The 25,429-nt window shown below is 44.2% G+C and carries 20 protein-coding genes; 6 read left to right on the forward strand and 14 right to left on the reverse strand.

Annotation, left to right across the window (positions count from 1 at the left end; translation table 11 throughout):
- Positions 1–2: 2 nt before the first annotated feature.
- The 6 genes from C3Y98_RS06810 to gltX all read right to left on the reverse strand — a co-directional run bounded on the left by C3Y98_RS06810 (position 3) and on the right by gltX (position 5,288).
- On the reverse strand, positions 3–188 hold the full coding sequence (locus C3Y98_RS06810; RefSeq protein WP_135277495.1) for a DUF2065 domain-containing protein: 186 nt from the start codon (positions 186–188) through the stop codon (positions 3–5).
- 9 nt (positions 189–197) lie between these two features.
- Positions 198–1,070, reverse strand: a complete 873-nt coding sequence (hflC, locus tag C3Y98_RS06815) for a protease modulator HflC (protein ID WP_135277497.1) — start codon at positions 1,068–1,070, stop codon at positions 198–200.
- A gap of 9 nt (positions 1,071–1,079) precedes the next feature.
- Positions 1,080–2,291 (reverse strand): FtsH protease activity modulator HflK, encoded by a 1,212-nt coding sequence (hflK, locus tag C3Y98_RS06820; protein ID WP_135277499.1) that lies wholly within the window; start codon positions 2,289–2,291, stop codon positions 1,080–1,082.
- 107 nt (positions 2,292–2,398) lie between these two features.
- The gene (gene hflX, locus C3Y98_RS06825; RefSeq protein ID WP_135277773.1) at positions 2,399–3,526 is read right to left on the reverse strand and encodes a GTPase HflX; all 1,128 of its coding nucleotides are present in this window, start codon (positions 3,524–3,526) and stop codon (positions 2,399–2,401) included.
- A gap of 12 nt (positions 3,527–3,538) precedes the next feature.
- Positions 3,539–3,775, reverse strand: a complete 237-nt coding sequence (hfq, locus tag C3Y98_RS06830) for an RNA chaperone Hfq (RefSeq protein WP_135277501.1) — start codon at positions 3,773–3,775, stop codon at positions 3,539–3,541.
- Between the two features lie 118 nt (positions 3,776–3,893).
- Positions 3,894–5,288, reverse strand: coding sequence for a glutamate--tRNA ligase (gene gltX, locus C3Y98_RS06835; protein ID WP_135277503.1), 1,395 nt, complete (start codon positions 5,286–5,288; stop codon positions 3,894–3,896).
- 215 nt (positions 5,289–5,503) lie between these two features.
- On the opposite strand from gltX, the gene C3Y98_RS06840 reads away from it, so the two are divergent.
- Complete coding sequence (locus tag C3Y98_RS06840; RefSeq protein ID WP_135277505.1) at positions 5,504–7,207, forward strand: hypothetical protein; 1,704 nt, start codon at positions 5,504–5,506, stop codon at positions 7,205–7,207.
- Positions 7,208–7,233: 26 nt separating this feature from the next.
- On the opposite strand, the gene C3Y98_RS06845 is transcribed toward C3Y98_RS06840, so the two are convergent.
- The 3 genes from C3Y98_RS06845 to C3Y98_RS06855 are packed head-to-tail and all read right to left on the reverse strand — an operon-like array spanning position 7,234 to position 13,127.
- Complete coding sequence (locus C3Y98_RS06845) at positions 7,234–8,676, reverse strand: efflux transporter outer membrane subunit (RefSeq protein ID WP_135277507.1); 1,443 nt, start codon at positions 8,674–8,676, stop codon at positions 7,234–7,236.
- A complete protein-coding gene (locus C3Y98_RS06850) occupies positions 8,673–11,828 on the reverse strand; it encodes an efflux RND transporter permease subunit (RefSeq protein ID WP_135277509.1) in 3,156 nt (1,051 codons plus the stop codon). The genes C3Y98_RS06845 and C3Y98_RS06850 overlap by 4 nt, the downstream gene beginning before the upstream one ends.
- A gap of 45 nt (positions 11,829–11,873) precedes the next feature.
- Complete coding sequence (locus C3Y98_RS06855; RefSeq protein WP_135277511.1) at positions 11,874–13,127, reverse strand: efflux RND transporter periplasmic adaptor subunit; 1,254 nt, start codon at positions 13,125–13,127, stop codon at positions 11,874–11,876.
- A gap of 180 nt (positions 13,128–13,307) precedes the next feature.
- Between C3Y98_RS06855 and C3Y98_RS06860 the strand changes: the two genes are divergently transcribed.
- The gene (locus C3Y98_RS06860; protein WP_135277513.1) at positions 13,308–13,931 is read left to right on the forward strand and encodes a TetR family transcriptional regulator; all 624 of its coding nucleotides are present in this window, start codon (positions 13,308–13,310) and stop codon (positions 13,929–13,931) included.
- Between the two features lie 72 nt (positions 13,932–14,003).
- A complete protein-coding gene (locus tag C3Y98_RS06865) occupies positions 14,004–14,327 on the forward strand; it encodes a hypothetical protein (RefSeq protein WP_135277515.1) in 324 nt (107 codons plus the stop codon).
- A gap of 11 nt (positions 14,328–14,338) precedes the next feature.
- On the opposite strand, the gene rimO is transcribed toward C3Y98_RS06865, so the two are convergent.
- The 4 genes from rimO to rluD all read right to left on the reverse strand — a co-directional run bounded on the left by rimO (position 14,339) and on the right by rluD (position 18,757).
- Positions 14,339–15,697: a 30S ribosomal protein S12 methylthiotransferase RimO gene (gene rimO, locus C3Y98_RS06870; RefSeq protein WP_135277517.1), complete on the reverse strand. Its 1,359-nt coding sequence runs from the start codon at positions 15,695–15,697 to the stop codon at positions 14,339–14,341.
- Between the two features lie 198 nt (positions 15,698–15,895).
- A complete protein-coding gene (locus C3Y98_RS06880) occupies positions 15,896–16,798 on the reverse strand; it encodes a ZIP family metal transporter (RefSeq protein WP_135277521.1) in 903 nt (300 codons plus the stop codon).
- A 32-nt stretch (positions 16,799–16,830) separates the two neighbouring features.
- Positions 16,831–17,625: a peptidoglycan editing factor PgeF gene (gene pgeF, locus C3Y98_RS06885; protein ID WP_135277523.1), complete on the reverse strand. Its 795-nt coding sequence runs from the start codon at positions 17,623–17,625 to the stop codon at positions 16,831–16,833.
- Positions 17,626–17,647: 22 nt separating this feature from the next.
- Positions 17,648–18,757: a 23S rRNA pseudouridine(1911/1915/1917) synthase RluD gene (gene rluD / locus C3Y98_RS06890; protein ID WP_135277525.1), complete on the reverse strand. Its 1,110-nt coding sequence runs from the start codon at positions 18,755–18,757 to the stop codon at positions 17,648–17,650.
- A 38-nt stretch (positions 18,758–18,795) separates the two neighbouring features.
- Between rluD and C3Y98_RS06895 the strand changes: the two genes are divergently transcribed.
- The 3 genes from C3Y98_RS06895 to C3Y98_RS06905 all read left to right on the forward strand — a co-directional run bounded on the left by C3Y98_RS06895 (position 18,796) and on the right by C3Y98_RS06905 (position 23,627).
- Complete coding sequence (locus C3Y98_RS06895) at positions 18,796–19,599, forward strand: outer membrane protein assembly factor BamD (RefSeq protein ID WP_135277527.1); 804 nt, start codon at positions 18,796–18,798, stop codon at positions 19,597–19,599.
- A 153-nt stretch (positions 19,600–19,752) separates the two neighbouring features.
- Positions 19,753–19,965: a hypothetical protein gene (locus C3Y98_RS12845; protein WP_245234334.1), complete on the forward strand. Its 213-nt coding sequence runs from the start codon at positions 19,753–19,755 to the stop codon at positions 19,963–19,965.
- A 587-nt stretch (positions 19,966–20,552) separates the two neighbouring features.
- Complete coding sequence (locus C3Y98_RS06905) at positions 20,553–23,627, forward strand: methyl-accepting chemotaxis protein (RefSeq protein WP_135277531.1); 3,075 nt, start codon at positions 20,553–20,555, stop codon at positions 23,625–23,627.
- A gap of 270 nt (positions 23,628–23,897) precedes the next feature.
- Here the strand turns inward: C3Y98_RS06905 and der are convergent, their stop codons facing one another.
- Positions 23,898–25,352 (reverse strand): ribosome biogenesis GTPase Der, encoded by a 1,455-nt coding sequence (der, locus tag C3Y98_RS06910; RefSeq protein WP_135277533.1) that lies wholly within the window; start codon positions 25,350–25,352, stop codon positions 23,898–23,900.
- Positions 25,353–25,429: the final 77 nt, after the last annotated feature.

The following is a 25,429-nucleotide window of genomic DNA, read 5'->3' on the forward strand; positions in this document are numbered from 1 at the left end:
AATCATTTACTTAACAAAATTAAGAGCAATCCGCCAACGATGGATATCAATCCAACGAAGCGCAGTTGCCCATCTTTTAATGTCACCATCTTAATAAAGGTTTCTCGCCAGGCTTGAGGCATTAGCAACGGAAGTAGCCCCTCAAACACCAGCATCAAACCTAAAGCAGTTAACACATAGTCACTCACCACAGCTTACTATTTTCTGTTAGGGCTACGCATGTATTTAAAGAACTCTGAGTTTGGATCCAGCACCATTACGTCACTTTTGCTTTTGAAGCTATTTTTATAGGCTTCTTGGCTGCGATAAAACGCATAGAATTCTGGGTTACGGCTATAGGACTGATTATAAATCTCACCAGCCTTTGCATCACCCTCACCCTTGGTTTTTTGGGCTTCACTGTAAGCCTCAGCAATAATCACTTCACGTTGCTTATCAGCATCGGCACGAATTTTTTCTGATGCAGCCGCACCTTCTGAACGTAATTGATTTGCTAGACGCTTACGCTCTGCGATCATGCGGTCAAATACTGATTTACTGATTTCCTCAGCGTAGTCAACGCGTTTTAAGCGCACATCAACCACAGCAATACCCATTTGACGCGCTTCCGCATCAGCAGTCTTGCGAAGATTATCCATCACTGCGCCACGCTCACCTGCAATCACGTCACGTACCGTCCTTTTACCAAACTCCGTACGCAACACAGCATTCACCACTTTAGATAATCTATCTTCAGCAGCTGCCTCACCACCCTCTTTAATTGATACGTAATATTTAACGGGATCAATAATGCGCCACTTGACGAAAGAATCCACCATCATGTATTTGTTTTCGCTGGTAATAAACTTAGCAGGCTGCTCCCAATCCAGGGTCAAAATACGATTATCAAAATACTTTAGGTTATCCACGAATGGCATTTTGAAGTAAAGACCCGGCTCTTTTTTCACAGAGACAATCTCACCTAATCTTTGCACAACCACATACTGAGTTTGTTTCACAGTGAACGCAGAGGCAGATAGCAACATCAAAGCTACAATTCCCGCGAAAATAATATTTTTTGCTTTATTCATTATTTTTCCTTATCTACTTTCTCTATCACGGCTGCGAAAAGCATCTCTCGAGCGCTCTGTAGTAGCTGCGGCTGAATCAAAAGCTGCACCTGATTCAGTTTGCGGATTTAATGACTGTAAGGATTGAGATTGTGTTGTAGCAGATGGCGCGCCAGTTGCACTGATTAGCTTATCTAATGGCAAGTACAACAGGCTATTACCCGCTTTTTGATCAACAATCACTTTGCTTGTGGCAGATAAAATCTGCTCTTGTGCATCTAGATACAAACGCTGACGCGTCACTTCTGGCGCATTATTGTACTGCGCTAGAATTTGATCAAAACGACTTGCATTACCTCTTGCTTCACTTTCAACCTTCAATTTATAACCAGCCGCTTCTGATAGCAGGCGTGAAGCAGTACCACGCGCTTTTGGAATCACATCATTAGCGTAAGCCTGACCTTCATTGATTTGACGTTGATTATCTTGATTAGCACGGTTAACGTCTTCAAAAGCCTCTTGCACCTGCTCTGGTGGCTGGGCACTTTGTAACGACACGCTGATAATTTTTACACCTGTTTTGTAGCTGTCCAAAATCACTTGCATACGCTCAGACGTGTCAGCCAAACCTTTTTGCAACAGGTCATCGAGCTTATTCTTACCAACAACTTCACGAATCGCAGATTCAGCAGCAGACATCACTGCCGTATCAGTAGAACGGTTATTGAATAAGTAATACTTCGCGTTATTCAGGTTATATTGCACTGCAAATTGAAGATCGATAATATTTTCATCTTCGGTCAGCATCAACGCTTCTTTAGGCAATTTAGTCTTACCGCCACCAGAGCCTTCAGCACTGCTTCTATAACCGACTTCCAATCTACGTACCTGTTCCATATTCACGACTTCTACAGATTCAATCGGATATGGCAAATGCCAGCGCGGCCCAGGCTCAGTAGTTTCATCCAAGGCCTTACCAAAACGCATCACTACCCCTGTAGAGCCTTGATCAACAATATAAAATCCAGAACCAAGCCAGATAAGAAACACCAAGCCTAAGATTGGTAAAATTGGTAAATTAACATCACCAGATGTGGGACGTCTTGGCTGAGAATTAGATTGATTACCGCCGCCGTTCTTGCCAAACATCGCATTAATTTTACGGCTTAAATCACGCATGACCTCATCAAGATCAGGCGGTCCTTCGTTATTTTGCTGTCTCCAACCAGGGAATTTAATCATTCATCACTCCAACACTAAAAATTGAATTACATTAATGCTTGATTCAGGTTATGCAACGATTAGAAATCAAGTACATCAAACTTTTATACTGCGTAATTTAATTGCACTTAAACAAATGCACTCTCTTCAGTACTTTGCTTTTGTACATACTGATAGTGTTCCGCCATCGCCAATCTCAGAAAATCAAGTCCTTCACCTGTTTTTGCTGACACATGTAAGCTCGTAATTCTACCATATTCATCACGACCAATCGCAGGCTCCAAACCCACACGGTCTATTTGGTTATATACGACGATTTGCGGCACCTCTGAGGCACCAATCTCATGTAGCACTTTATTTACCTGCGCAATCTGCTCATCGCGATTGGTGCTAGCAGTATCCACAATATGCAACAGTAAGTCAGCCTGTACCGCCTCCTCCAGCGTAGCGCCAAATGCCTCTACCAATGCATGAGGGAGGTGCTTAATAAAACCAACCGTATCTGAAAGCACTACCGAGCCGCAACCTGCAATATAAATCTTATGGGTGGTCGTGTCTAACGTTGCAAATAACTGATCAGCGGCATAGATGTTGGCCTTAGTCAGGCGATTAAAAATCGTAGACTTACCCGCATTGGTATAGCCAACCAGAGATACAGTCATGACATTAGAGCGTTTACGCGCTCTGCGCTGCATACCGCGTTGCGCTTTTAGTTTCAGTAACTTCTCACGCAACTGCTTAACACGGATGCGTAACATACGCCTATCCAGCTCAAGCTGCGTTTCACCAGGGCCGCCTCGCACACCAATACCACCTTTTTGGCGCTCCAAGTGAGTCCAGCCACGCACTAGACGCGTAGACAGATGCTCAAGCTGCGCCAGTTCGACCTGCAGCTTACCTTCATGCGTTTGAGCTCGCTGGCTGAATATATCCAGAATTAAGCCAGTTCTATCTACGACACGCGCCTGTAGTAGACGCTCTAGGTTACGCTGCTGCGATGGTGTTAAATCATGATTAAAGACAGCAACATGGGACTCAGTCGCCTGCATCATCTGCGCCAATTCATCAGCCTTACCGCTGCCAATAAACAGTTTAGCGTCCGGGACAGACCGCTTACCCTCCACCTTACCCAGCACAGCCAAGCCCGCACTTAAGCTCAGCTGACGAAGCTCTTCCAAACTTTCTTGGTAGTCATTCTCGCCAAAATCAACACTTACCAATATAGCGGCATCACCACCACTTGGTCTTTCAAACAAATCTTTCAACGCTTAATCATCACCTTCAGACATATTTATATTCACTGCACGCGCGGGTACTATTGTTGAAATAGCATGCTTATACACCATTTGCGTCACAGTATTTTTGAGCAGAATCACGTACTGATCAAACGAATCCACCTGCCCTTGCAATTTGATACCATTCACGAGATAAATAGATACAGCAACATGTTCTTTGCGTAGTGCGTTGAGAAATGGGTCTTGTAACATTTGCCCTTTTTGATTCATGATGTCTCCTATTGTTTGGAGTTAAATAAAATTGACTACCTGTCGCCGTTTAGAGCCACATACAAATATCTTACTCTCGTTAAGATATAGAACAACCAAATTCGTTCTTTAATTAAAATTAAAATTTAACTTCGTTCATTCTCGCAATCACTTCAACCCTGCCAAGTAAGGCCATGACCTGATCAATACTTGGGGATTGTGCAATACCTGTCAACATCACGCGCAAAGGCATCGCCACTTTCGGAAACTTTAACTGGAACTCTGTCACCACATCATTTAACACATGATGAATAGCCTCAGCCTGCCACTCAACCGCAGCCAAAGCTTGCGTCAGCTTAAGCATTGCCGGTTTGATTTCAGCCGTCAAATGCTTCTCTGCTGCCGCTTGGTCAATCACTGGTTTTTGGTAAAAATATGCAATGCTGCTAGCAAGCTCATTTAAAGTATGGGCACGCTCTTTATATAAATCAATTACTGCTGCCAGATTTGGCGTTGCGGAGACTTGCACCCCAAGCTTAGCAAGACGCTTGGTCACATCATTCACTAGATAATCTGAGCTTGCCTGTTTAATGTAATGTGCGTTTAACCAGCGGAGCTTTTCAGTATTAAATTGCGCTGCAGATGGGGTAATGTGGTCTAAATCGAACCACTCACAGAACTGCTGCATACTAAAAATTTCTTCATCGCCATGACTCCAACCTAAGCGCGCCAAATAATTCAACACAGCTTCTGGCAGATAGCCATCGTCATCATATTGCATGACACTAACAGCACCATGACGCTTAGATAGCTTCTGACCATCATCACCCAAAATCATGGACAAATGCGCGTACTGCGGAATGGTTGCACCTAGCGCCATTAGCATATTGATTTGGCGCGGGGTGTTATTCACATGATCATCACCGCGAATCACTTGTGTGATGCCCATTTCCCAGTCATCCACTACCACACAGAAGTTATAAGTCGGCGTGCCATCAGCACGTGCGATGATTAAATCATCCAATTCCTGATTAGCAATACTGATCTCGCCTTTAACCAGATCATTCCATACCACATTACCATCTTTAGGGTTTTTGAAGCGGATAACTGGCGGAATTCCTTGCGGTGGCGTTGGTAACACTTTACCTTCTTCTGGGCGCCAGCGACCATCGTAACGTGGTTTAACACCTTGTTGCATTTGCGTTTCACGCAAAGCCTCAAGCTCCTCTTTACTGCAATAACAATAATACGCACTGCCTTGTGCCAGCATAGTTTGAATCACTTCTTTATAGCGATCCATGCGTTGCATCTGGTAAAAAGGGCCCTCATCATGCTGCAAGCCTAACCATTGCATACCATCCAAAATAGCCTGCACAGCCTCTGGCGTACTGCGCGCAACATCGGTGTCTTCAATGCGCAGAATAAAATCACCTTTGTGTTTTTTAGCAAAAGCCCACGAAAACAAAGCGGTACGGGCACCGCCTATGTGAAGGAATCCGGTTGGGCTGGGGGCAAAACGTGTGCGAACTGTCATATCTGTTGAGTTTTTTACTATCTATATTATTAGGCTGACATTTTATCACGCCCACATAAAGTCTAAAAAATTAAAAACAGATTAATGCACAATCTCTGCACGTCAAACGCCGCAGCGCGCCAAGTGGCGGAATAGTGAATACAATTTGCATTAAAGAACAATCTGGCATACTACTTGCTTTTAAGACTATACCTAGTGAAAGAATGTAGTTAATCATGGAATTTTTCCACAATCTGTTTAAGAGTGCAGCCGTGCCAAAGATGAAATCATCTATGGCCTGGACACATCAAATCAAAGGCATGGACGATATCTCCGCCATTGAGTATGCGACAGAGAAGCTAGGAGATGAATTTAAAACCAATGCATTTAGCGACCCGGCTCACCTACAAGCGCTTTTCACCATCGACGAAAATACACACATCACCGTCGAAAGAATCACAACACATTTTATTCAAATTGAGCATATCAGCGCAGAGCTAGAAGATCGCGTCACAAACGCGGTCTTTTTTTACCACCGTCAGCTTTTCTTAATTTACTTTTCGCTGATTGATCACTTTTCTGAACAATATCAAAAACATATCCATGTTTTTCTTGCGCGAGCCATCAGAAACGCTACGCAAATGATTAAATGGCGTTATTACAGCTACCAAAGTGCACCAGCCAATGTTTGGATGCAAATATCCCAGCTGTATTTATTTGCCGAAAATTTATCTTTATTAAATGCGAAGATTCAGCCTTATGCTGACCTTGAGCCAATTTCACTTTCTAATGCTTATATCCATATTTGCATGCTAGGCACTTTAGAAAGCCTAAGCTTGAAATGTGAACAAATCGAGTTTGTGAGCAAAATGCTGACAACCTGGACATCCAAAACAACGGTAGACCGTGAGTTTGATAAAAGCCAGCATTTATTTTATGTAGACACTACTGGAAACAAACCAGCTAAACGTATTCGCACTTTCAAACCAGCCAGCACATATCGTTACTGGAATTTGGACAGTGTTATTTCCAAAATACAGCTATGCATCTCATTGATTGAGTTCAACATTTCACCAAAACAGCCTTTTATGAAGGAGTTGATTTCACATAAGGATGCCTCCACTACTTTTGAAATCCTCAATAGTGAGTGGTCTCGTGTTGATTACAACCGCCAACGCAGATTAGAAGAGCGCAGCAAAAACGTATCTCAGGCAACTACCAGCTTGGGCTTCAAAGAGATATGTGAACAAATCAAGCAATACGAAAACATCAAGATGCAACGTGGCGAGCGCGGCTATCAAGGTGAAAAGTCATTTGAAGAAAGATTAGCAACACATAATATCAATCGGAGTGAGCCTAATATCATTCACATGAACATTAGCACTGATCGCTCCAGTATTATTGATGCATCTAGCAAAGGTTTGGGCTTGCATGTCAGCAGGCATGCTCATGAAGTGAGTGTAGGTATGCTAATCGGCATTTCTACTAAAGAACTCAGAAACAATACCAAATTAGGGATTATCAAGAATATACGACCAATCGCTCAAGGCGAATTACACCTAGGGGTTGAACTGCTCAGTAATATCGGGTTTTATTCTCAAGCGGAAAATATAAGCCTAAGAACGCCTAAAGTCGCCATATCAATAGGCGAGCATGAAAATAAGGACAATTATTTTGCTAATACCGTATTTTCCAACACCACCAGCTTTTTAGACAGTAGCTTTGGCACGGACCCAAGCAACTTCATGTGCCTGTACTTACCTAAAGAACAGTCAATATCCAAACAAGAAACGCTGATTATCCCTAAGCTCCAATACAATAAAAACGATATCTTCAAAGTAATGGTATTAGGTGAGGAAATATTGGTCAGATTTACAAAATCATTTGAACGTCACGGCAACTGGGTACGTGTAACGTTTACCACTGACATCAACAGGTAAACATTACACTCCCATATACTTGATTGCTATTTAGTAGGCTCAGCCTCCCAGCCCCCACCTAGCACTTTAAACAAATCTACCGTTGCAACCAATCTTGCCTGACGTGCCTGTACAAAAGCTAAACTCGCTTCATTATAGGTACGTTGTGCATCTAACACCTCAATATAAGCAGAGTAACCTGACTGGTATCTATTTTCAGACAAAGTCAGCATTTTCTGTGCTGAAGTTTGGCTAGTCAGCAACGATTGCTCACGCTCAGTTTGCTGACGTAAGCTGACCAATGCGTCATTCACTTCAGTAAAGGCGGTTTGAATCGTACGTTCATAAGTTGCAAGCGTCTTTTTCTGTTTAGCTGCTTCTTGGTCAACTCTGGCATTGAGTCTGCCGCCATTAAATATTGGCAAGTTCAGGCTAAGTCCGCCAGTCCAAATACGCGCGGCAGAGCTTAAGATGTCTTTTAACTCAAGACTTTCCCCACCCCAGTTTGCGGTCAGTGAAATACTTGGATATAGCGCCGCTTTTGCCACAGCGATATTTGCATTAGCAGCAATCATTTGCTGCTCTGCCTGACGCACATCAGGACGTGACTCCAATAAGCTTGAAGGCAGACCTAGTGGTGGAACCGGTGGAATCGGCAGTGCCATAATGTCAGATTGAGTCTGCCCTAAACCACGTACCGCTAAATCTAGGTCTCCAGTCAACAATGCTAACTGGTTAAGGCTTAAAGACTGCTGGCGCTTTAATTCTGCAATCTGAGCACGCAAATTAGTGTTAGCAACCTCGGCTTGATATACATCTAACGCCGACACAATACCGCCTTCTAAACGGCGTTTGGTGAGCGCAAGACTAGCATCGCGACTGACCAAGTTTTGCTCTGCAATCTGAATCTGCTTTTCCAAACTACGCAAGGTCAAATACTGACTAGCAACCAAACCAGTGAGTGACAAGGTCACCGTATCTTTAGCATAACGGCTAGACAAGGCAGACGCTCTTGCTGACTCTTTAGCGCGGCCTAACTTGCCCCAAAAATCCAGCTCAAAAGTAGTTCCCAACTTAATATTGAAATTATTGCGTGGGTTAGCTGAAAACACAGGGAAAGCACCAGCCTCAGTCACTCGCGAGCGAGTACCGGCACCATCCAGACTAACTGAAGGAATCAAGAAAGTACCAGCCTCTTTCATCACTGCGTCAGCTTGCTCAATATTAGCAACAGCCACCTTGATATCGGTATTATGTTTTAACGCACTGGCGATTAATTTGTTCAGTGTTTCGTCTTGATACAGCGTCCACCAGTCCTTTGCAATCTGGCTTTGCGCTGCATTTTGGCTCAACTCAACATAACGATCCGGCGTCTCAACCTTTGGTCTTAGGTAGTCTGGCCAAACCATCGTTTGGCATCCAGACAACACTAAGCTACCTACAAGATAAAAAACAGGCTTTATTAAATATTTATTTTTATTTTGTTTCATACAGCACCTTTATTCTCAGCATCTACTGAAGTCTGAACTACTGGCGCATCGTCAGGCACTTCATGGTGTTTTCTATGTACATTTTTATTACTCAACCATGTAAAGAAGAGTGGAATAAAAATCGTGGCTACAAAAGTCGCTAGCAACATACCACCAAACACGCCAGTACCCATAGAACGCCTTGCCGCCGCGCCCGCACCCGTTGCAATCACCAACGGCACAATTCCTAATACAAACGCCATTGAAGTCATCACAATCGGTCTAAAGCGCAACCTTGCCGCCTCCAGAGCGGCCTCAGCAATCGGCATACCCTCTTCCATTTTTTGGCTTGCAAACTCTACAATCAAAATCGCATTTTTTGCCGCCAAACCAACCAGCGTAATCAAACCGATCTGGAAGTAAATGTCATTTGGCATCCCTCTGAACAGCACAGCGATCAACGCACCAGCCAAAGCAAAAGGTACGGCCATAATCACCGCAAGTGGCAAGGCCCATGTTTCAAACTGCGCAGCCAAAATCAAGAACACCATGATAATGGCAAAGCCAAACGCGATTACGGCAGCCGAGCCTGTACGTTTTTCTTGATACGCCTGACCAGTCCATGCAATTTGGTAGCCATCTGGCAAGTTCTGTGCGGCAATTTTCTCCACCATCTTAATGGCATCACCAGAGCTCACACCCAATGCACCTTTACCTAGCACCTTAGCCGACAGCAAGCCGTTGTAGCGCTCTAATTGCTCAGCACCCACAATGTCTTTCACTTTGCTCAGTGCTGACAATGGCACCATCAGGCCTTTATCAGAACGCACGTAAACCTTACCTAAATCTTCCGCCTTCATACGGTAGTCAGCTTCAGCCTGTAATTGCACCCGATAAGTACGGCCAGATTTATTAAAGTCATTCACGTACAACGAACCCATAGTACTTTGCAATGTATCGTAAATACTAGATACCGGCACACCTTGTGATAATGCCTTAGCCTCATCCACTTCTAAAAACAACTGTGGCACAGTTGGTCGGAAGAAGGTGTTGATTTCAGTTAACCTAGGCTCTTGCTTAAGCGCATCAATCAAGTTATTTACCACAGCAGATAAACGTGCAGGGTCTGAGTCGCCACGCGTCTGTACATACAACTCAAAACCGCCAGAACTGCCCAAGCCGCGAATCGCCGGTGGGTTAAATGCAATCGCCATCCCATCAGGCTGCTGCATACCAATGCCAAACAATTTCTTCACGATATCGTCTGCAGTTGTTTTACGCTCTGACCAATCTTTCAAACGCACAAACATGGTAGCTGCACTGGTTTTATTACCGCCACCAATCAAGTCAAAACCATTCACCGCAAACTCATGCGCTACCGCTGGGTCTTGCGCAATTGCAGCACGCACATTTTCAGTGGTTTGACTAGTACGGCTCAAGGTTGCACCGTCCGGCATAATCACAGCGGAAATCACATAACCTTGATCCTCTGGTGGCACAAAGCTGCCAGGAATCACTCTCAACAATACAACCACTGCAGCAATGATTGCCGCAAACACAAAAGTACCGATGATTCTATGATGCAAGGTTAAATTCACCACGCCTGTATATACATGCGTGATACGCGTAAACATACGGTTAAATGCTTTAAAGAATGCAGACTCGCCGTGTGTTTTCTTTAATAAAATTGCGCACAACGCTGGGGTCAGGGTTAGTGCAACCACGCCTGAAATCACCACCGCCACGGCAACGGTCACGGCAAACTGCTTATACATCTCACCAGCAATACCGCCTAAGAACGCAACTGGCACAAACACCGCGCACAGTACTAGCACAATCGCAACGACTGCCGCTGACACTTGCTCCATCGATTTCACTGCAGCTTTAATAGCAGATAATTTCTCTTCTTCCATCAAGCGCTCTACGTTCTCCAGCACCACGATCGCATCATCCACCACAATCCCGATAGAGAGCACCATCGCGAATAATGTCAGCGTATTGATAGAGAAGCCAAACATCCATAAACCAGCAAAAGTACCAATTAAAGAAATAGGCACCGCAATCATAGGGATCAATGTCGCACGGAAGCTTTGCAAGAACAAGAACACTACGAGCACCACAAGCACCATGGCTTCGCCCAGTGTTTTCAACACTTCTAAAATAGAAGCCTTCACAAAGTCACTGGTGTCGTATGGCACTTCCCAATCTACACCTTCTGGGAAACGTACTTTTAATTCGGCCATTTTCGCTTTAACCGCAGCCGCTGTATCTAAGGCATTAGCGCCGGTTTGCAAGAAAATAGGAATACCCACACCAGGTGTACCATCTAAAGCAGTGCGCACGTTGTAGCTTTGTGAGCCCAACTCAATACGAGCAACATCTTTTAAATGCAGCACGCCGCGCTGACCATTGGCACGAATAATAATATTGCCGAATTCTGATGGGTCTATTAATCGACCTTTAGCCGTTACCGTGTATACCAACTGCTGATCAGATGGCGCTGGGTCTTGACCAATTTTACCTGCTGCATATTGTGCATTTTGTGCACGAATCGCATTCGCAATATCCGTGGTTGTTACTCCCAACTGTGCCATGCGGTCAGGACGCAACCAAATGCGCATAGAGTAATCTTGCGCACCAAAAATAACAGAGTCACCCACGCCTTTAATGCGCTTAATCTCATCAAGCACATTCAAGGTAGCGTAATTACTTAAAAATAGCGTGTCATACTTTTTTTGCTTATCGGTCAACATCACCACTAACAAAATATCGTTAGAACGTTTCTGTACTACTAAGCCAGTACGCCTTACCTCATCCGGCAGTCGTGGCAAAGCAATATTCACACGGTTACTTACGTTAAATGTGGCCTGATCAACATTGGTGCCCACTTCAAACGTAGCGGTAATCGTTAATGTGCCACTAGAGTCGGCACTAGAGTTGAAATACAGCAAGCCTTCAACACCACTCAACTGCTCCTCAATCGGTGCAGCTACTGTTTTAGAAAGCGTATCAGCACTTGCACCAGGGTAAGTTGCTGTGATTAATACGGTAGGTGGCGCAATTTGCGGGTACTGTGCAATCGGTAATTTAAAGGCAGCAGCTAAGCCTGCCAATACAATAATGATAGACAGTACACTTGCAAAAATAGGCCGTGTAATAAAAAATTTACTCATAATTATTCTCGATTAAGCCTGACGATTTAGCATTGGGTGACGAATTTATTTTGCTGAACCAGTTGATTCATTTTTTGCTGATGCTGCACCAGCATCAGTCTCACCCACAGGATGCGGTGCGACAACTGCACCAGGACGTAGCTTAATAATATTGTCGGTAATCACTCTATCACCTGTTTCCAAACCACTTAAGATGACCCAGTTTTTACCAACCCAATTACCCGGCACAACCGGTTTAACTACCACCTCATTTTTATCATTAGCCACATACACAAACTTGCCCTGATCACTATTGAGAACTGAGGTTTGTGGCACGACAAACACACCATCTTTTTGCCCCGTAATCACGCGAATTCTGGCAAACTGACCTGGCAACAAGCGTTTATCCGCATTATCAAAAGTTGCTCGTAATTGCTGAGTGCCCAATTGCGGATCGATGCCACTTGCAGCAAAGTTGAGCTGACCTGATTTTGAGTACTCTTCACCGCTAGGTAGTATCAGCCTTACTTCTTTTACACTTTTTTGTGTCAATGGACCACCTAATTGCGCCAACTCAGCATCAGACAAACTAAAGCGCACCCAGATTGGACTAATCTGACTAACAGTGCTTAATAAACTAGTATTGGCACTCACCAATGCACCTTCTGATAACTCGAACCTGCCCGCTACACCAGACAAAGGCGATGTCACAGTGGTATAAGATAAATTCAACTCAGCCTCACGTACCGCTGCTTCATATTGCGCCAAGCTAGCTGTTGCTAATGCATTATCAGAGTTAGCATTATCTGCTTCACGCTGACTTACCGACTGCGTTGCCACTAAAGCCTGCAAACGTTGCGCTTCGCGCTTTGCTTGATCGAAACGTGCTTTTTGCTGCGCCAATTGTGCTTTTGCATTAGCTAGCGCAATTTGATAAGGCACAGGGTCAATTAAAAACATTGCCTGTCCAGCTTTTACCGGCTCACCTTCTTCAAACAGCTTTTTAAGCAAAATGCCGCCAACACGCGGTCTAATTTCAACCTCTTTCGCACCTTCTGTTTGCGCTACAGCCTCTGCGCTCAAAGGCACGCTGCCCGGAGCCATGGTAATCACACCTACTGGCATAGGCGGCATCGCCGCTTGAGCTTGCCCGCCGTTTTCTTGCTTACTGCAAGCTGCCAGCATAGAGCCGACTAGGACCCCAATCAGCGCCAACATCATGCCTGATGCCATCAAGGTTCGTTTCGCATGCGTAACCTGTGCGTTAATCGACTGTGTGTGAATATGTTGCTGATTCTGACTTGCGGTCTTATTTGCCATTTAAAACTCCACGATTGTTTTTTATAACTTACTAATTATTCTATGTTTTTGTTAAAAATAGAAGTCATCTGCTCTTGCTTACATTCAGATTTGTATGTATATTATATACAAACAGGAATGTATGTAAAGCCTAATTGATTTAAAATACGCAAAAATGAAGTTTTATTAGTAGGATTAAATATGGTCAGAAAAACCAAAGAAGATGCAGAACTTACTCGCCAAAAGATAGTAGATGCGGCACGCACGGTGTTTCTTGCACGTGGAGTAAGTAAATCAACCTTGGAACATATCGCCTCACAAGCAGATGTCACCCGTGGCGCCGTTTACTGGCATTTTAAAAACAAAACAGAAATCTTTCATGCCATTCGCGAGCAAGTATTTTTACCGCTGATTGACCGCATGGACGACACACTGGCAATTACCGCTGACAATTCACAAAATCCGTTAGATCAAATTGAAGCTAGTATGTGCCATACCATACAAGAGCTAAATGATAATGTTGAGATGCGTGAAATCTACGAAATCATGATGATTAAATGCGAATATGTGGATGAATTTGCATTAGTGCTGCATCAAATTATGAACAACTGCTCTAGCCTAGTAGAAAAAATCGAAGTAGCTTATGCACACGCACAGTCACAAAACCTGCTAGCCAGCACACTTACTCCACGCGCACTCGCCCTAGACACGCATTTGTTTTTTGGTGGGCTACTGCATATGTGGGTAAAAGATGCCGATGGCAGCAAGTTCAGATATCAAGCGCTTGAGCTGATTAAATCTCACATCAAATTACGCAGAAAATAGATAGTTAAAATAAATCTTGTAGATCAGTTACTGTAGCGATAACATACGCAGATATTAAGCGTTGGAGGCATTGTGGCTATTTATACTGGTGAAATTTACGGTAAACAAACCGCAAGCAAGTTTGTGATGTACAACGTGCTAAAAGTAAGTAAGCAGGCTGTTACCCTACAAAACATAGACAATCCGCTGAGCCTGTTCGAAACCACAGAACAAAAGCTAAACGCCTCAGGCTATATCCGCGTTAGCCAAACACCATTTATCGATCTAGAATCGACCACGCCAAAACGCCGCAAGGCCGCAAAAAAACCCATACGCTGCCCGCTTACCTTCGATTTTTTAGAAGAGCGCGCCGACAGTGAACGTCCTGCACCCATCATGCAGGACTTATTCAGCTAACAGCAAAGTCTTTATTCGCTACGTGGTGGGCCGCCACGTAAATCATGTCCATCAGCACTGTAAATTTCCACCTCCACAAAGTCACCCGGCGTTAAGCCTTCAGCATCTTCTAAATATACAACGCCATCAATCTCTGGTGCATCTGCTTTAGTACGGCCAATCGCTTCGATATTACCTTCAACATCCGTCACAATCTCGTCCACTAATACAGTTTGAATGCTACCAATCTTAGCGTGTACTTTAGCAGCACTGATACGCTCTTGCACTTCCATAAAGCGACTCAAACGCTCTTGTTTCACTTCTTCAGGCACTTGATCCGGCAAGGCATTGGCTGCCGCACCATCTACAGCTGAATAAGCAAAACAGCCTACTCTGTCTAACTGTGCTTCTTCCATAAAGTCTAACAGTTGTTTAAAGTCATCTTCAGTTTCACCTGGGAAACCAGCAATGAATGTGCTACGAATCGTAATGTCCGGACAGATGTCACGCCAAGCTTTAATGCGTGCCAGATTATTTTCACTGCTTGCCGGACGTTTCATCGCTTTTAATATACGCGGGCTAGCATGCTGGAATGGCACGTCTAGGTAAGGCAGAATCAGACCATCTGCCATCAATGGAATCACCTCATCCACATGCGGGTATGGGTACACATAATGCAAGCGAGTCCAGACACCAAGCTCACTTAAAGCTTGCGTCAACTCTGTCATACGGGTTTTAACCGGGCGACCGTTCCAGAAACCTGGACGATATTTAACATCAACGCCATAAGCCGAAGTGTCTTGTGAAATCACTAAAATTTCACTCACACCAGCATTCACTAGATTCTCAGCTTCGTTAAGCACCTCTCCAATCGGGCGACTGACTAAATCACCTCGCATGCTAGGAATAATACAGAAGCTGCAACGATGGTTACAGCCTTCAGAAATTTTAAGGTAAGCGTAATGCTTAGGTGTCAGCCTTACGCCTTGTGGTGGCACTAAGTCAATAAATGGCTCATGCGGCTTAGGCAGGTTTGCATGTACGGCTGTCATTACTTCTTCTAGCGCGTGCGGGCCGGTTACAGCCAATACGCTTGGGTGCGCAGCTTCAACTACGCCTTTTTTAGCGCCTAAACAGCCGGTAACAATCACTTTACCGTTTTTATTAATCGCCTCACCAATCGCATCCAAAGACTCTTCCACGGCACTATCAATGAAACCACAGGTATTCACTACCACTAAATCAGCTTCGTCGTAACTTCCAGAAATTTCATAGCCTTCCGCCCGTAATTGGGTGAGAATACGCTCTGCGTCTGAGCCAGCTTTAGGGCAGCCTAACGATACAAAGCCTACTTTAGGCGTGGAGTTTTTGCTTGTAGTACTCATTGTCATAAAAACCTATAAATCTTAAAATTAATTCAAATGTATATTATTGCGATTGCCTGGATGTATGTTGTTGTACTCATGGCCGCCACTGAAAAATCAGTGACTGCAGGACTACTCACGTTTATATTTTACGGCTTGCTGCCATGTACCCTGCTACTGTGGCTACTTGGTGTTAAACATAGGCGCCACCAACAAAACAAACCATCAGCGGATGAAGTAACCCACCAAGAAGATAGAGCTAACACCCAGAGCGATGAGTAGCACCTGACTTAAAGTTGCTTTTAATTCCGTGCGTTTATGCAAACTAGGAATTAAATCAGCCACTGCTACATACAACATGCTTGCCGCTGCCAACCCTAAAATATAGGGAACCCAACTCATCACATATTGCAAAGCATAATAAGCAAGGAGTCCACCCACCAAAGTTGCTAAACTAGACACTAAATTAAACACCAGTGCCTGTTTTTTGCTGTAACCCGAGTGCAATAGTATTAAAAAGTCACCCACCTCTTGTGGGATTTCGTGCGAAATAATCGCCAGCGCGGTAACCACACCTAATTTCACATCCACTAAAAATGCCGCTGCAATTAAAACGCCATCCACAAAGTTATGAAAAGTATCTCCTATCATAATCATCATGCCGCTGCGCCCACTATCATGGTGGTGCGCGTGTGCATGGCTGTGTACCTGCGTTAAAGATGGTGCCTTTGCAGCAGTCACCGCTTTATACTTAACACCATCGGCAGCAAGCTCAGGCTTCGGATGTGTTAACGGGCAGTCTTCCTCAGTATGAATCGCGTGCACTTCACAGTGATCACCATGGCAATGCCGCCAAATCACCAGTTTCTCTAGTACAAAAAATAACAACAACCCAAACAAGAGGGTTGCAGAGATACTTTCTATACTACTCGCTTCATTAAACGCATGGGGAAGTATTTCTAAAAACACTGCGCCTAACATAGCGCCTATCGCATAGCTAACCAGCATAGGAATCCATGCTGTGCGTAGGTTGAGTGCAAACAATGCGGCTAAAGATACGCTTAACACCCCGCCCGTAAAGCTAGCGATAATAATCCATGCAAGAATAGGTAACTCGGGAATTGTCATGCAACACTTTTGATCAGTAATAAAGAGCGATATTATAACTGAGCAACTGCCACATCTCTATGTGATTCCAACCAAATCATACTTGCCATACGTCCGGTGATGTTATCGCGCCTAAAAGAAAAAAAGCGCACCTGATCCGTATAGGTGCAAAAGTCTTCATTCACCCCGGCGCCATATATTCCGGTCACACCAATGCGGTTAAGGCGCTGTTGTGCAATCAAGTATAAATTGCAGAGCCATTTATCACCTGATGCTGATGACTCCAACAATTTAAATGCCTGACTCGCCTGATTATCTTTTGCAATGAATTGGTCGCGCACATCTCTGCCCACCTCAAAGGCATTGGGCCCGATGGCCGGACCTAACCACACTAATACTTCATCAGCCGACACTTGCATTTTCTGCACAGCAGCTTCAATCACACCGTCACACAGCCCTCTCCAGCCTGCATGCACTGCTGCAACAACGCTCCCCTTTTTATCGCATAGTAAAACAGGCAGGCAATCAGCCGTCATCGTCACACACACAACATTGGGTTTGGTGGTAAAGGATGCATCCGCATTTTGCAGGCAAGTGCTAGTAGCTGCATTAATCACCTCAATGCCATGCACCTGATTCACCCAGACTGGCTCACTAGGCAGGTACGGACTTAATAATTGACGGTTTTTCGCAACAGCAATTGGGTTATCTTGTACATGCGCACCTAGATTAAGACTGGCGTATGGGGCAGGACTCACGCCACCAGTGCGCGTAGTTTGCAACGCCTTCACATTGAGAGGTGCAGGCCAATCAGGAGTGATTAATGTAATAGGTTCAGCATTAGTCATGGTTACCTCAATTCATTTAAAGCTAAACATCTTCCTCATTATCAAAATCTGCATCATCTTCTTCATCACCATCGTCAAACAGATCATCATCGTCATATTCATAATCCTCATCAGCCAGATAAGGCTCCATGCTTAATTCAAAGTCTTCCTCATCATCACGCACATCTTCATGACGCATGGCTTCCAACAACACCTTCATATCATCAGCCAGCTCAATCTGCCACTCCATGAATTCATTGGTAGCTGGGTGCACCAGACCAAGCTTGATTGCATGCAAAGCCTGACGATGAAACTGACTGACCGCGTCGCGCAACGTTTGCGTCATTGCACGAATCGGCACAATGCCACGGAAACCATAAACAGGGTCACCAACTAAAGGCGCCTTGAGGTGCTGCATGTGTACACGAATCTGGTGAGTACGTCCGGTTTCTAAGTTGCAGCGTAAGTAAGTTTGCACAGAAAAACGCTCTAATATCTCGTAACGCGTCACAGCAGGTTTACCCATCCGGTTAATTGCCATTTTAGTACGCGAGCGAGGATCACGACCTAACGGCTGATCGACCACGCCATTTCGCCAGAGTTGGCCCCATACAATGGCGCGATACTCACGCTTTACAGTACGCGCTTGTAACTGACGTACCAAATGCGTCTGCGCATTTAATGTTTTAGCCACCACTAATAAGCCACTGGTTTCTTTATCTAAACGATGCACAATCCCTGCACGTGGCACATCGTGTAATTGCGGCGAATGAAATAGCAAGGCGTTGAGTAAAGTACCTTCCCAATTTCCGGCCGCAGGGTGCACAACCATGCCGGCAGGTTTGTTCACAACTAAGATGTGGTCATCTTCATACACAATATCCAGTGGAATATCTTGTGCAGTAAATGCATAGGTCTCAGGCTTCACCTGCACATCAACCGACACCTTTTCCCCGCCCCACACTTTGGTTTTTGCAGTACTGACTTTGCCGTCAACGGTCACCAAACCAGACTTTATCCAAGCCTGCAGTCTTGAGCGTGAATGTTCAGGAAGTAACCGTTGCAAAGCAACATCAAGGCGCAAACCGCCCAAATCTGATGAAATTGTGAGGTGAATTAGGTTGTTAAGAGATTGTTGAGTAGCGTCTGTCATCGGTTATAATCGTGAGAAATTCTTAAAGGTGGTTTTGCATGAAGTATATCTCAATTTTGGCTTTTACCTTCTTACTCGGTGGATGTGCGATTTTTGGCGCACCAACTGAGATTGATGATACGAAAGGCTGGACAGCTGAACGCATCTATCAAGAAGGTGCAGCAAAAATGCAAGACCGCGACTACGACAAAGCCATTGTTTACTTTCAAAAGCTTGAGTCTCGCTATCCGCATGGCAAATATGCTACGCAAGCGCAACTTGAAACAGCCTACGCCCATTACAAAAAGCAAGACCCGGTATCCGCAGTTGCTGCTGCCGACCGCTTCATCAAACTCCACCCTGACCACCCTAACGTAGATTATGCTTATTACCTAAAGGGCTTAGCAGTGTTTAATGAGCGCGGCATTGTAGAAAAGCTCACCAAACAGCAAGTAAGTGACCGCGACCCACGCGCTTTGAAAGACTCTTTCGCGACCTTTAAAGAGTTAGTAACACGCTACCCAAAAAGCCGCTATGTAAAAGACGCCACACAGCGCATGGTTTACTTGGCAAACAGTCTGTCAGAACATGAGCTACATGTTGCGCGCTATTACATGAAACGCAAAGCTTATGTTGCCGCGATTAACCGTACAAAATATGTGATTGAATACTACCCACAATCCCCACATGTGGAAGAAGCACTAGTCATTATGATTAGCGCTTACGACTTAATGGGCTTGGATGATCTTAAAAATGATACCTTGCGCATTTTGAAAACTAATTATCCAGATAGTGCGATTTTAAATAAGAATGCACCTGAAGATGAACGCGTATGGTGGAAGTTCTGGGAAAGCCTATACTAAATGAACTAAACCGCATTTAAAGCATCCATTATTTTGATGAAGTACTTTAATAAATTACCAGGATTCATTAGAACGCCATCAGGCCTTGAGTGGGTTTTGTTCAAAAAATTACCTCTGATTTTTAGCATTGGAACAGCAGCGCCATGCGCTCCAATGCTAATAATTTATCTAGGGAATGAATCGCTAAGCCGAGAGCAGCAGCAAGTCATCTATCAATTACTCGGTGTACTTTTTAGTGTCTGGTTTCTAGTTGGCGCTATTGCAATCGGCTGTATTGTCGTCACCATTATGAAAGGGCCCGCTTATGTTGCAGACCCTTACGAGTTACCCACAGAAAATAAATCGCTAGAGCAATATCCAAATTGATAGCGCTACTGACAAATTCTTATATATCACCATGTAATACAATCACCATACTTAACCATGTGTGCCTGACGCTCTGATCGCCAAGCACCACATCGTTACATCATCATTAATGTCACCCCACACCTAGCCCAAAGTTCAATATTGTCGCGGCTCCTGCATAAATTATGTTTAATTTATTTAATTCCCATATTAAACTATACAAAACTAAGCGTAACGAGCGCGCTTAATCAATATGGCAGCGATGCCAGTACTAAAATTAACTGAATTGTTGTCGACAACATAATTAGCAAGACGCTAAATACTTGTGCTTTTTTGCAACGGCGCACTCAAGCGCAGGATTAACGTCATGACAACAATGCATTGCGTAGTAAATTTTTAACCCGCTCCCCAACGAAGGGGAGTTTGGGCCGAGGTTATAGAGCCATATAACATCAGCCAAATTTATTCCAACGTGGGAATAAGTCTAAATGACGCACAAAACATAACCCTACCAAGTTATGCAGTGCCCCGTGTAAGCTACCAATTAAGCGCATACAAGACTGTTGTAGCGCGGTAGTTTGTGAATATATTTAGGTTAGGAAAGAACTATGAACAAAGTGAGCTCCTGGAATATCGGTCACTTATTAAACAATCTGAGCTATAAAAAGAAATTTACCTTACTTGGCACAGTGGCGCTCGTACCTTTATTGATTCTACTTTTTTTCAATATCCAGCTACTGAACTCTGACCAAAAAATTACCAGAATCGAACGCCAAGGCATTACCTATTTAGTCCCGCTGCGTCATTTTATTGAAAGCGTTCAAGCTCATCGCGGCATGACCAATTCCTATTTATCAGGAAACGATGATTTTGCAGAAAAGATTGATGCCAACGAAAAAAAATCCAGCACGCTCATTTTAAATATTGACCAAATTGATAAAGAACTTGGTCAGCAATTCCGCTCTACAGAAGACTGGAGTAAGATTAAAAAGAACTGGGATAAGCTTAAAGCTGACTGGGCGCAAATTAAGTCAAAATCAGGCGGCATCACACCACAACAAAGCTTTGCAAATCACAGTCATCTAATCAATCAACTACTTGAGTTTTCATTAAAGCTCACAGACGCGAGCACACTGACGCTCGACCCGCAAATGGACACCTATTATCTAATGGATATTGTCTATTTAAGAACCATCAACGTCGTTGAGATTACAGCGCAGATTCGTGGTTTAGGTGCAGGCATTACCTCTCGGCAGTTTGTGACAAACCAGGAAAAACTAAAGCTTTCGGCACTGACTAACCAAGTGGAAGCTTCCCTTAAAAGCTACGAACATGTCATGTCTGTACTTAAAAATTATGAGAGTACATACACACAAGTAAAACCGGTGATGACTGCCTTACAGAAATCGATTGATGAACTAAACACGCTAGTAAAAACATCGATTATTGATGCAGAAACTATCGATTTAGATACGGAAAAATATTTTAATTTTGCTACTCAGTCCATTACCAAAGGCTATCAAGCCTATGACGAAATTAGCAAGTTACTAGACCAGTCTTTAGAAAAACGCTTGATGCAACAGCAACAGCAATTTTGGCTGGTAGTATCTATCACCATTTTGACGATTTTAATGGTTAGCCTGATGCTGTTCTCAGTTGCTAGAAACATTATTCAAGCAACTAGCGAGACTAAGGAGTTAATGAACAATCTTGCTCAAGGAAATGTTGTGCATCATGATGAGAATAAGATTTTCAGTCGTGATGAAATGGGCGACGTGATGCGCTCATCTTATAGCTTACAGCAAACCATTAAAAACCTGATTGATGCCCTGCAAAGGGTTAGTCATCAGCACTCTATTGGTGATATAGACGCCACATTAAATGCACAGCAGTTCAACGGCGTCTATGCCGAAATGGCAACTGGTATTAACAAAATGGTGGCTGACCATATTGAAATGAACCAAAAAGCGATTGCCGTGGTGCAAGCCTTTGGTGACGGTGATTTAACACCGCAACTAGAGAAGTTCCCAGGGAAAAAAGCATTTGTTAATACCGCGATTGAGCAAGTACGCGCCAATATTCAGGCACTGGTGGTAGATACCAATATGCTGGTTAACGCCACGATTCTAGGCAAACTTTCCAGACGTGCAGACTCCAGACGTCATCATGGTGAGTTCCGTAAGATTGTGCAAGGCATCAATGACACATTGGATGCGGTGGTTAATCCATTAAACATGGCGGCCAAATATGTCGATGACATCGCAAAAGGTAACATCCCTGCCAAAATTACCGATAGCTACGATGGCGATTTTAACGCAATTAAAAACAATCTGAATCAATGTATTGATGCTGTAAACACCATGATTGCAGATACAGCGTTATTAGCAGATGCTACTGAAAAAGGCCAACTCTCAACGCGAGCAGACGCAAGTCAGCACCTAGGAGATTTCCGCAAAATCATTGAAGGCATGAACAACACCTTAGACTACGTGGTTAACCCGTTGAATACGGCGGCACAGTACGTAGAGCGTATATCTAAAGGCGATATCCCTACCCATATCACTCAACCATACAATGGTGATTTTAACGTCATTAAAAACAACCTGAACACCTGTATCGATGCAATCAATCGCTTGGTGAATGACACTAATATGCTGTCGGAAGCCGCCACTGAAGGGCGTATCAGCACAAGAGCCGATGTGACCCAACACCAAGGTGACTTCCGTAAAGCGGTAGAGGGTGTAAATTCCACGCTGGAAACCATTGTAGCGCCTATTATTGCCGTTAAAGACGCGGTTGACACGATTACAACAGCAGCTAACGAGATATCTTCCGGCAACAATGACCTGTCAAGCCGGACTGAGCAGCAGGCGTCCAGCCTAGAAGAAACTGCAGCCAGCATGGAAGAGCTAGCAAGCACAGTCAAGCATAATGCTGAAAATGCAAAACAAGCGAATCAGCTAGCACTCAGCGCTTCCGATATCGCAGTAAAAGGCGGCAATGTAGTTTCAGATGTTGTGACCACCATGATTGCCATTAACGATAGCTCACGCAAAATTGAAGATATTATTTCCGTGATTGATGGCATCGCCTTCCAAACTAATATTCTTGCACTAAATGCAGCTGTTGAAGCGGCAAGAGCTGGTGAGCAAGGTCGAGGCTTCGCGGTAGTTGCCGGTGAGGTACGCAATTTGGCACAGCGCTCAGCCAGTGCGGCCAAGGAAATCAAAGAACTGATTACAGACTCTGTAAGCAAAACGACAGAAGGTACCACATTGGTACAAAATGCCGGGCAAACTATGGAAGAAGTAGTGGTGTCGGTGAAACATGTGGCTGACATTATCGGTGAGATTGCCGCGGCCTCCATTGAGCAAGCAGCAGGCATCGATCTAGTCAATGAGGCTGTGACTAGCATGGACGAATCTACACAGCAAAATGCAGCACTGGTAGAACAGGCTGCTGCGGCAGCTGAATCCCTAGTAGAACAAGCTAACCAGTTATCTAGTGCTATCAGTGCATTTAAACTGGATGATGCTAAAGACGGATTGCCTGTACATCAGTCATTGAAATCAAACCACAATCATGTGGCATTAGCTGTAGTGAAAAGCCGCCCTGAACCAGAGCTGATGAAGTCGATTGCAATCAAACAGACAAACGGTAACGGCGATTGGGAGGAGTTCTAAGCAGTAGTAACTAGCCGTAAACGCTGCGTATTTACACGCAGCGTTTACGCAATGTTTAACCGTGAGCGGTAATGTTTGGTGCAGATGTTTAACAATACTTAAGAGTATAACATTGCGCTAACATTCACTATCAGCAACAAGCAATAACAGATACAAGATTAGAACAAGAGCAAATACCTCTAAGCTTTGATAGCGATAAATGCTCTACATCTATCAGTCAGCGTTAGCTGTTATTTAGCTGGCTATATGACAGCTATAGCGCTGTTGTTTTTAATGCTTTTTAGCGCGGCGGTCTTTGTCTTCAACTTCTTTCTTAGCTTTTAACTCAGCACGTTGCGCAGTCTTACGGCGGCGCATACTTACAATACCCTCACCCGGCTTACGCTTATCTTCATCCTCAGCAAACGGGTTATGCCCTTGCTTATACTCAACACGCAATGGTGTACCTGAAAGCTGGAAAGTTCTACGGAAAGTTTTTTCTAAAAAGCGTGTATAAGCATCTTTAACACCATCCACATGGCTACCATGAATCACTACGATAGGTGGATTGCTACCACCCTGATGCGCATAGCGTAATTTTGGACGGATACCTTTACTGATAGGCGGCTGATGCTGCTGTAACGCATCAATCAGCACACGTGTCAGCTGCGGTGTTGCAAGCTTAGCGAAAGCAGCCTTGTAAGCCACATCCACTGATTTAAACAGCTCTGGTAAGCCTTTTTTACGCAAAGCGGAGATGTAGTGAAACTCAGCAAAATCTAAAAACTGCAGCTTACGGTCGATTTCACGTTTAATCCAATCACGCTCGTCTTCTTTCAAACCATCCCATTTATTGATAGCCACGACTAAAGCGCGACCAGCATCTAAGATGTAAGCTGCTACGTGTGCGTCCTGCTCGGTGATACCCTCTTGGGCATCCACCACAAGAATCACCACATTTGCCTCTTCAATCGCCTGTATGGTTTTAATCACGGAGAACTTTTCAATCGCTTCAAATACACGGCCACGCTTACGCACACCGGCTGTGTCAATCAGCGTGTAGTGTTTACCGTTCTTTTCTAAATCGATATGGATAGAGTCACGCGTAGTACCAGGCTCATCATAAGCAATCACACGCTCTTCCCCTAGCAATGCATTCACTAGCGTTGATTTACCCACATTAGGGCGACCTACAATCGCCACTTTAGGAATTCTGTCACCGGTATAGTCAGTCACCGGCTCATCTTCAGTGACTGTGAAGTTTTCCAGCGCAAGCTCAATAATATCGCGTACACCTTCGCCATGTGCTGAAGAAATTGAAAGTGGGTAACCTAAACCCAACTCATGGAAGTCTGCACTGACCACTGCTTTTTGCATGCCTTCAGTTTTGTTTACCGCCAACAATACTGGGCACTTGGTTCTTCTTAAACGGTTGGCAATTTCCATATCCTGCGGTGAAACACCTTGGCGACCATCTACCAAAAAGATAATCGCATCAGCTTCATCAATCGCTTGCAAGGTTTGCTTTGCCATGGCTTTAAGAATGCCACTGTCTGTATTTGGCTCAAAGCCACCTGTATCCACGACTAGATAAGGCTGGCTGGCGCCTATGCCGCGCCCATAATGTCGATCACGGGTTAGACCAGGCAAGTCAGCGACTAAGGCATCACGACTTTTAGTTAAACGGTTAAATAATGTTGATTTGCCGACGTTAGGTCGACCAACCAAAACAATGGTAGGTATCATGTGAGCCTTCTATAAAGCATTGAAGCTAATTGATAATTTTAGTCATCAATTAGCCCAATTAATTTTTAATTCTAATA

The organism is Methylotenera oryzisoli (assembly GCF_004661485.1).
GTDB classification, from domain to species: Bacteria; Pseudomonadota; Gammaproteobacteria; order Burkholderiales; family Methylophilaceae; genus Methylotenera; species Methylotenera oryzisoli.

Excerpts from the sequence above, each read along its gene's own strand:
- hflC (WP_135277497.1), bottom strand. The coding sequence starts at position 1,070 with ATGAATAAAGCAAAAAATATTATTTTCGCGGGAATTGTAGCTTTGATG.
- hflK (WP_135277499.1), bottom strand. The coding sequence starts at position 2,291 with ATGATTAAATTCCCTGGTTGGAGACAGCAAAATAACGAAGGACCGCCT.
- hfq (WP_135277501.1), bottom strand. The coding sequence starts at position 3,775 with ATGAATCAAAAAGGGCAAATGTTACAAGACCCATTTCTCAACGCACTA.
- gltX (WP_135277503.1), bottom strand. The coding sequence starts at position 5,288 with ATGACAGTTCGCACACGTTTTGCCCCCAGCCCAACCGGATTCCTTCAC.
- C3Y98_RS06840 (WP_135277505.1), top strand. The coding sequence starts at position 5,504 with ATGGAATTTTTCCACAATCTGTTTAAGAGTGCAGCCGTGCCAAAGATG.
- C3Y98_RS06845 (WP_135277507.1), bottom strand. The coding sequence starts at position 8,676 with ATGAAACAAAATAAAAATAAATATTTAATAAAGCCTGTTTTTTATCTT.
- C3Y98_RS06850 (WP_135277509.1), bottom strand. The coding sequence starts at position 11,828 with ATGAGTAAATTTTTTATTACACGGCCTATTTTTGCAAGTGTACTGTCT.
- C3Y98_RS06855 (WP_135277511.1), bottom strand. The coding sequence starts at position 13,127 with ATGGCAAATAAGACCGCAAGTCAGAATCAGCAACATATTCACACACAG.
- C3Y98_RS06860 (WP_135277513.1), top strand. The coding sequence starts at position 13,308 with ATGGTCAGAAAAACCAAAGAAGATGCAGAACTTACTCGCCAAAAGATA.
- rimO (WP_135277517.1), bottom strand. The coding sequence starts at position 15,697 with ATGACAATGAGTACTACAAGCAAAAACTCCACGCCTAAAGTAGGCTTT.
- C3Y98_RS06880 (WP_135277521.1), bottom strand. The coding sequence starts at position 16,798 with ATGACAATTCCCGAGTTACCTATTCTTGCATGGATTATTATCGCTAGC.
- pgeF (WP_135277523.1), bottom strand. The coding sequence starts at position 17,625 with ATGACTAATGCTGAACCTATTACATTAATCACTCCTGATTGGCCTGCA.
- rluD (WP_135277525.1), bottom strand. The coding sequence starts at position 18,757 with ATGACAGACGCTACTCAACAATCTCTTAACAACCTAATTCACCTCACA.
- C3Y98_RS06895 (WP_135277527.1), top strand. The coding sequence starts at position 18,796 with ATGAAGTATATCTCAATTTTGGCTTTTACCTTCTTACTCGGTGGATGT.
- C3Y98_RS12845 (WP_245234334.1), top strand. The coding sequence starts at position 19,753 with ATGCTAATAATTTATCTAGGGAATGAATCGCTAAGCCGAGAGCAGCAG.
- C3Y98_RS06905 (WP_135277531.1), top strand. The coding sequence starts at position 20,553 with ATGAACAAAGTGAGCTCCTGGAATATCGGTCACTTATTAAACAATCTG.
- der (WP_135277533.1), bottom strand. The coding sequence starts at position 25,352 with ATGATACCTACCATTGTTTTGGTTGGTCGACCTAACGTCGGCAAATCA.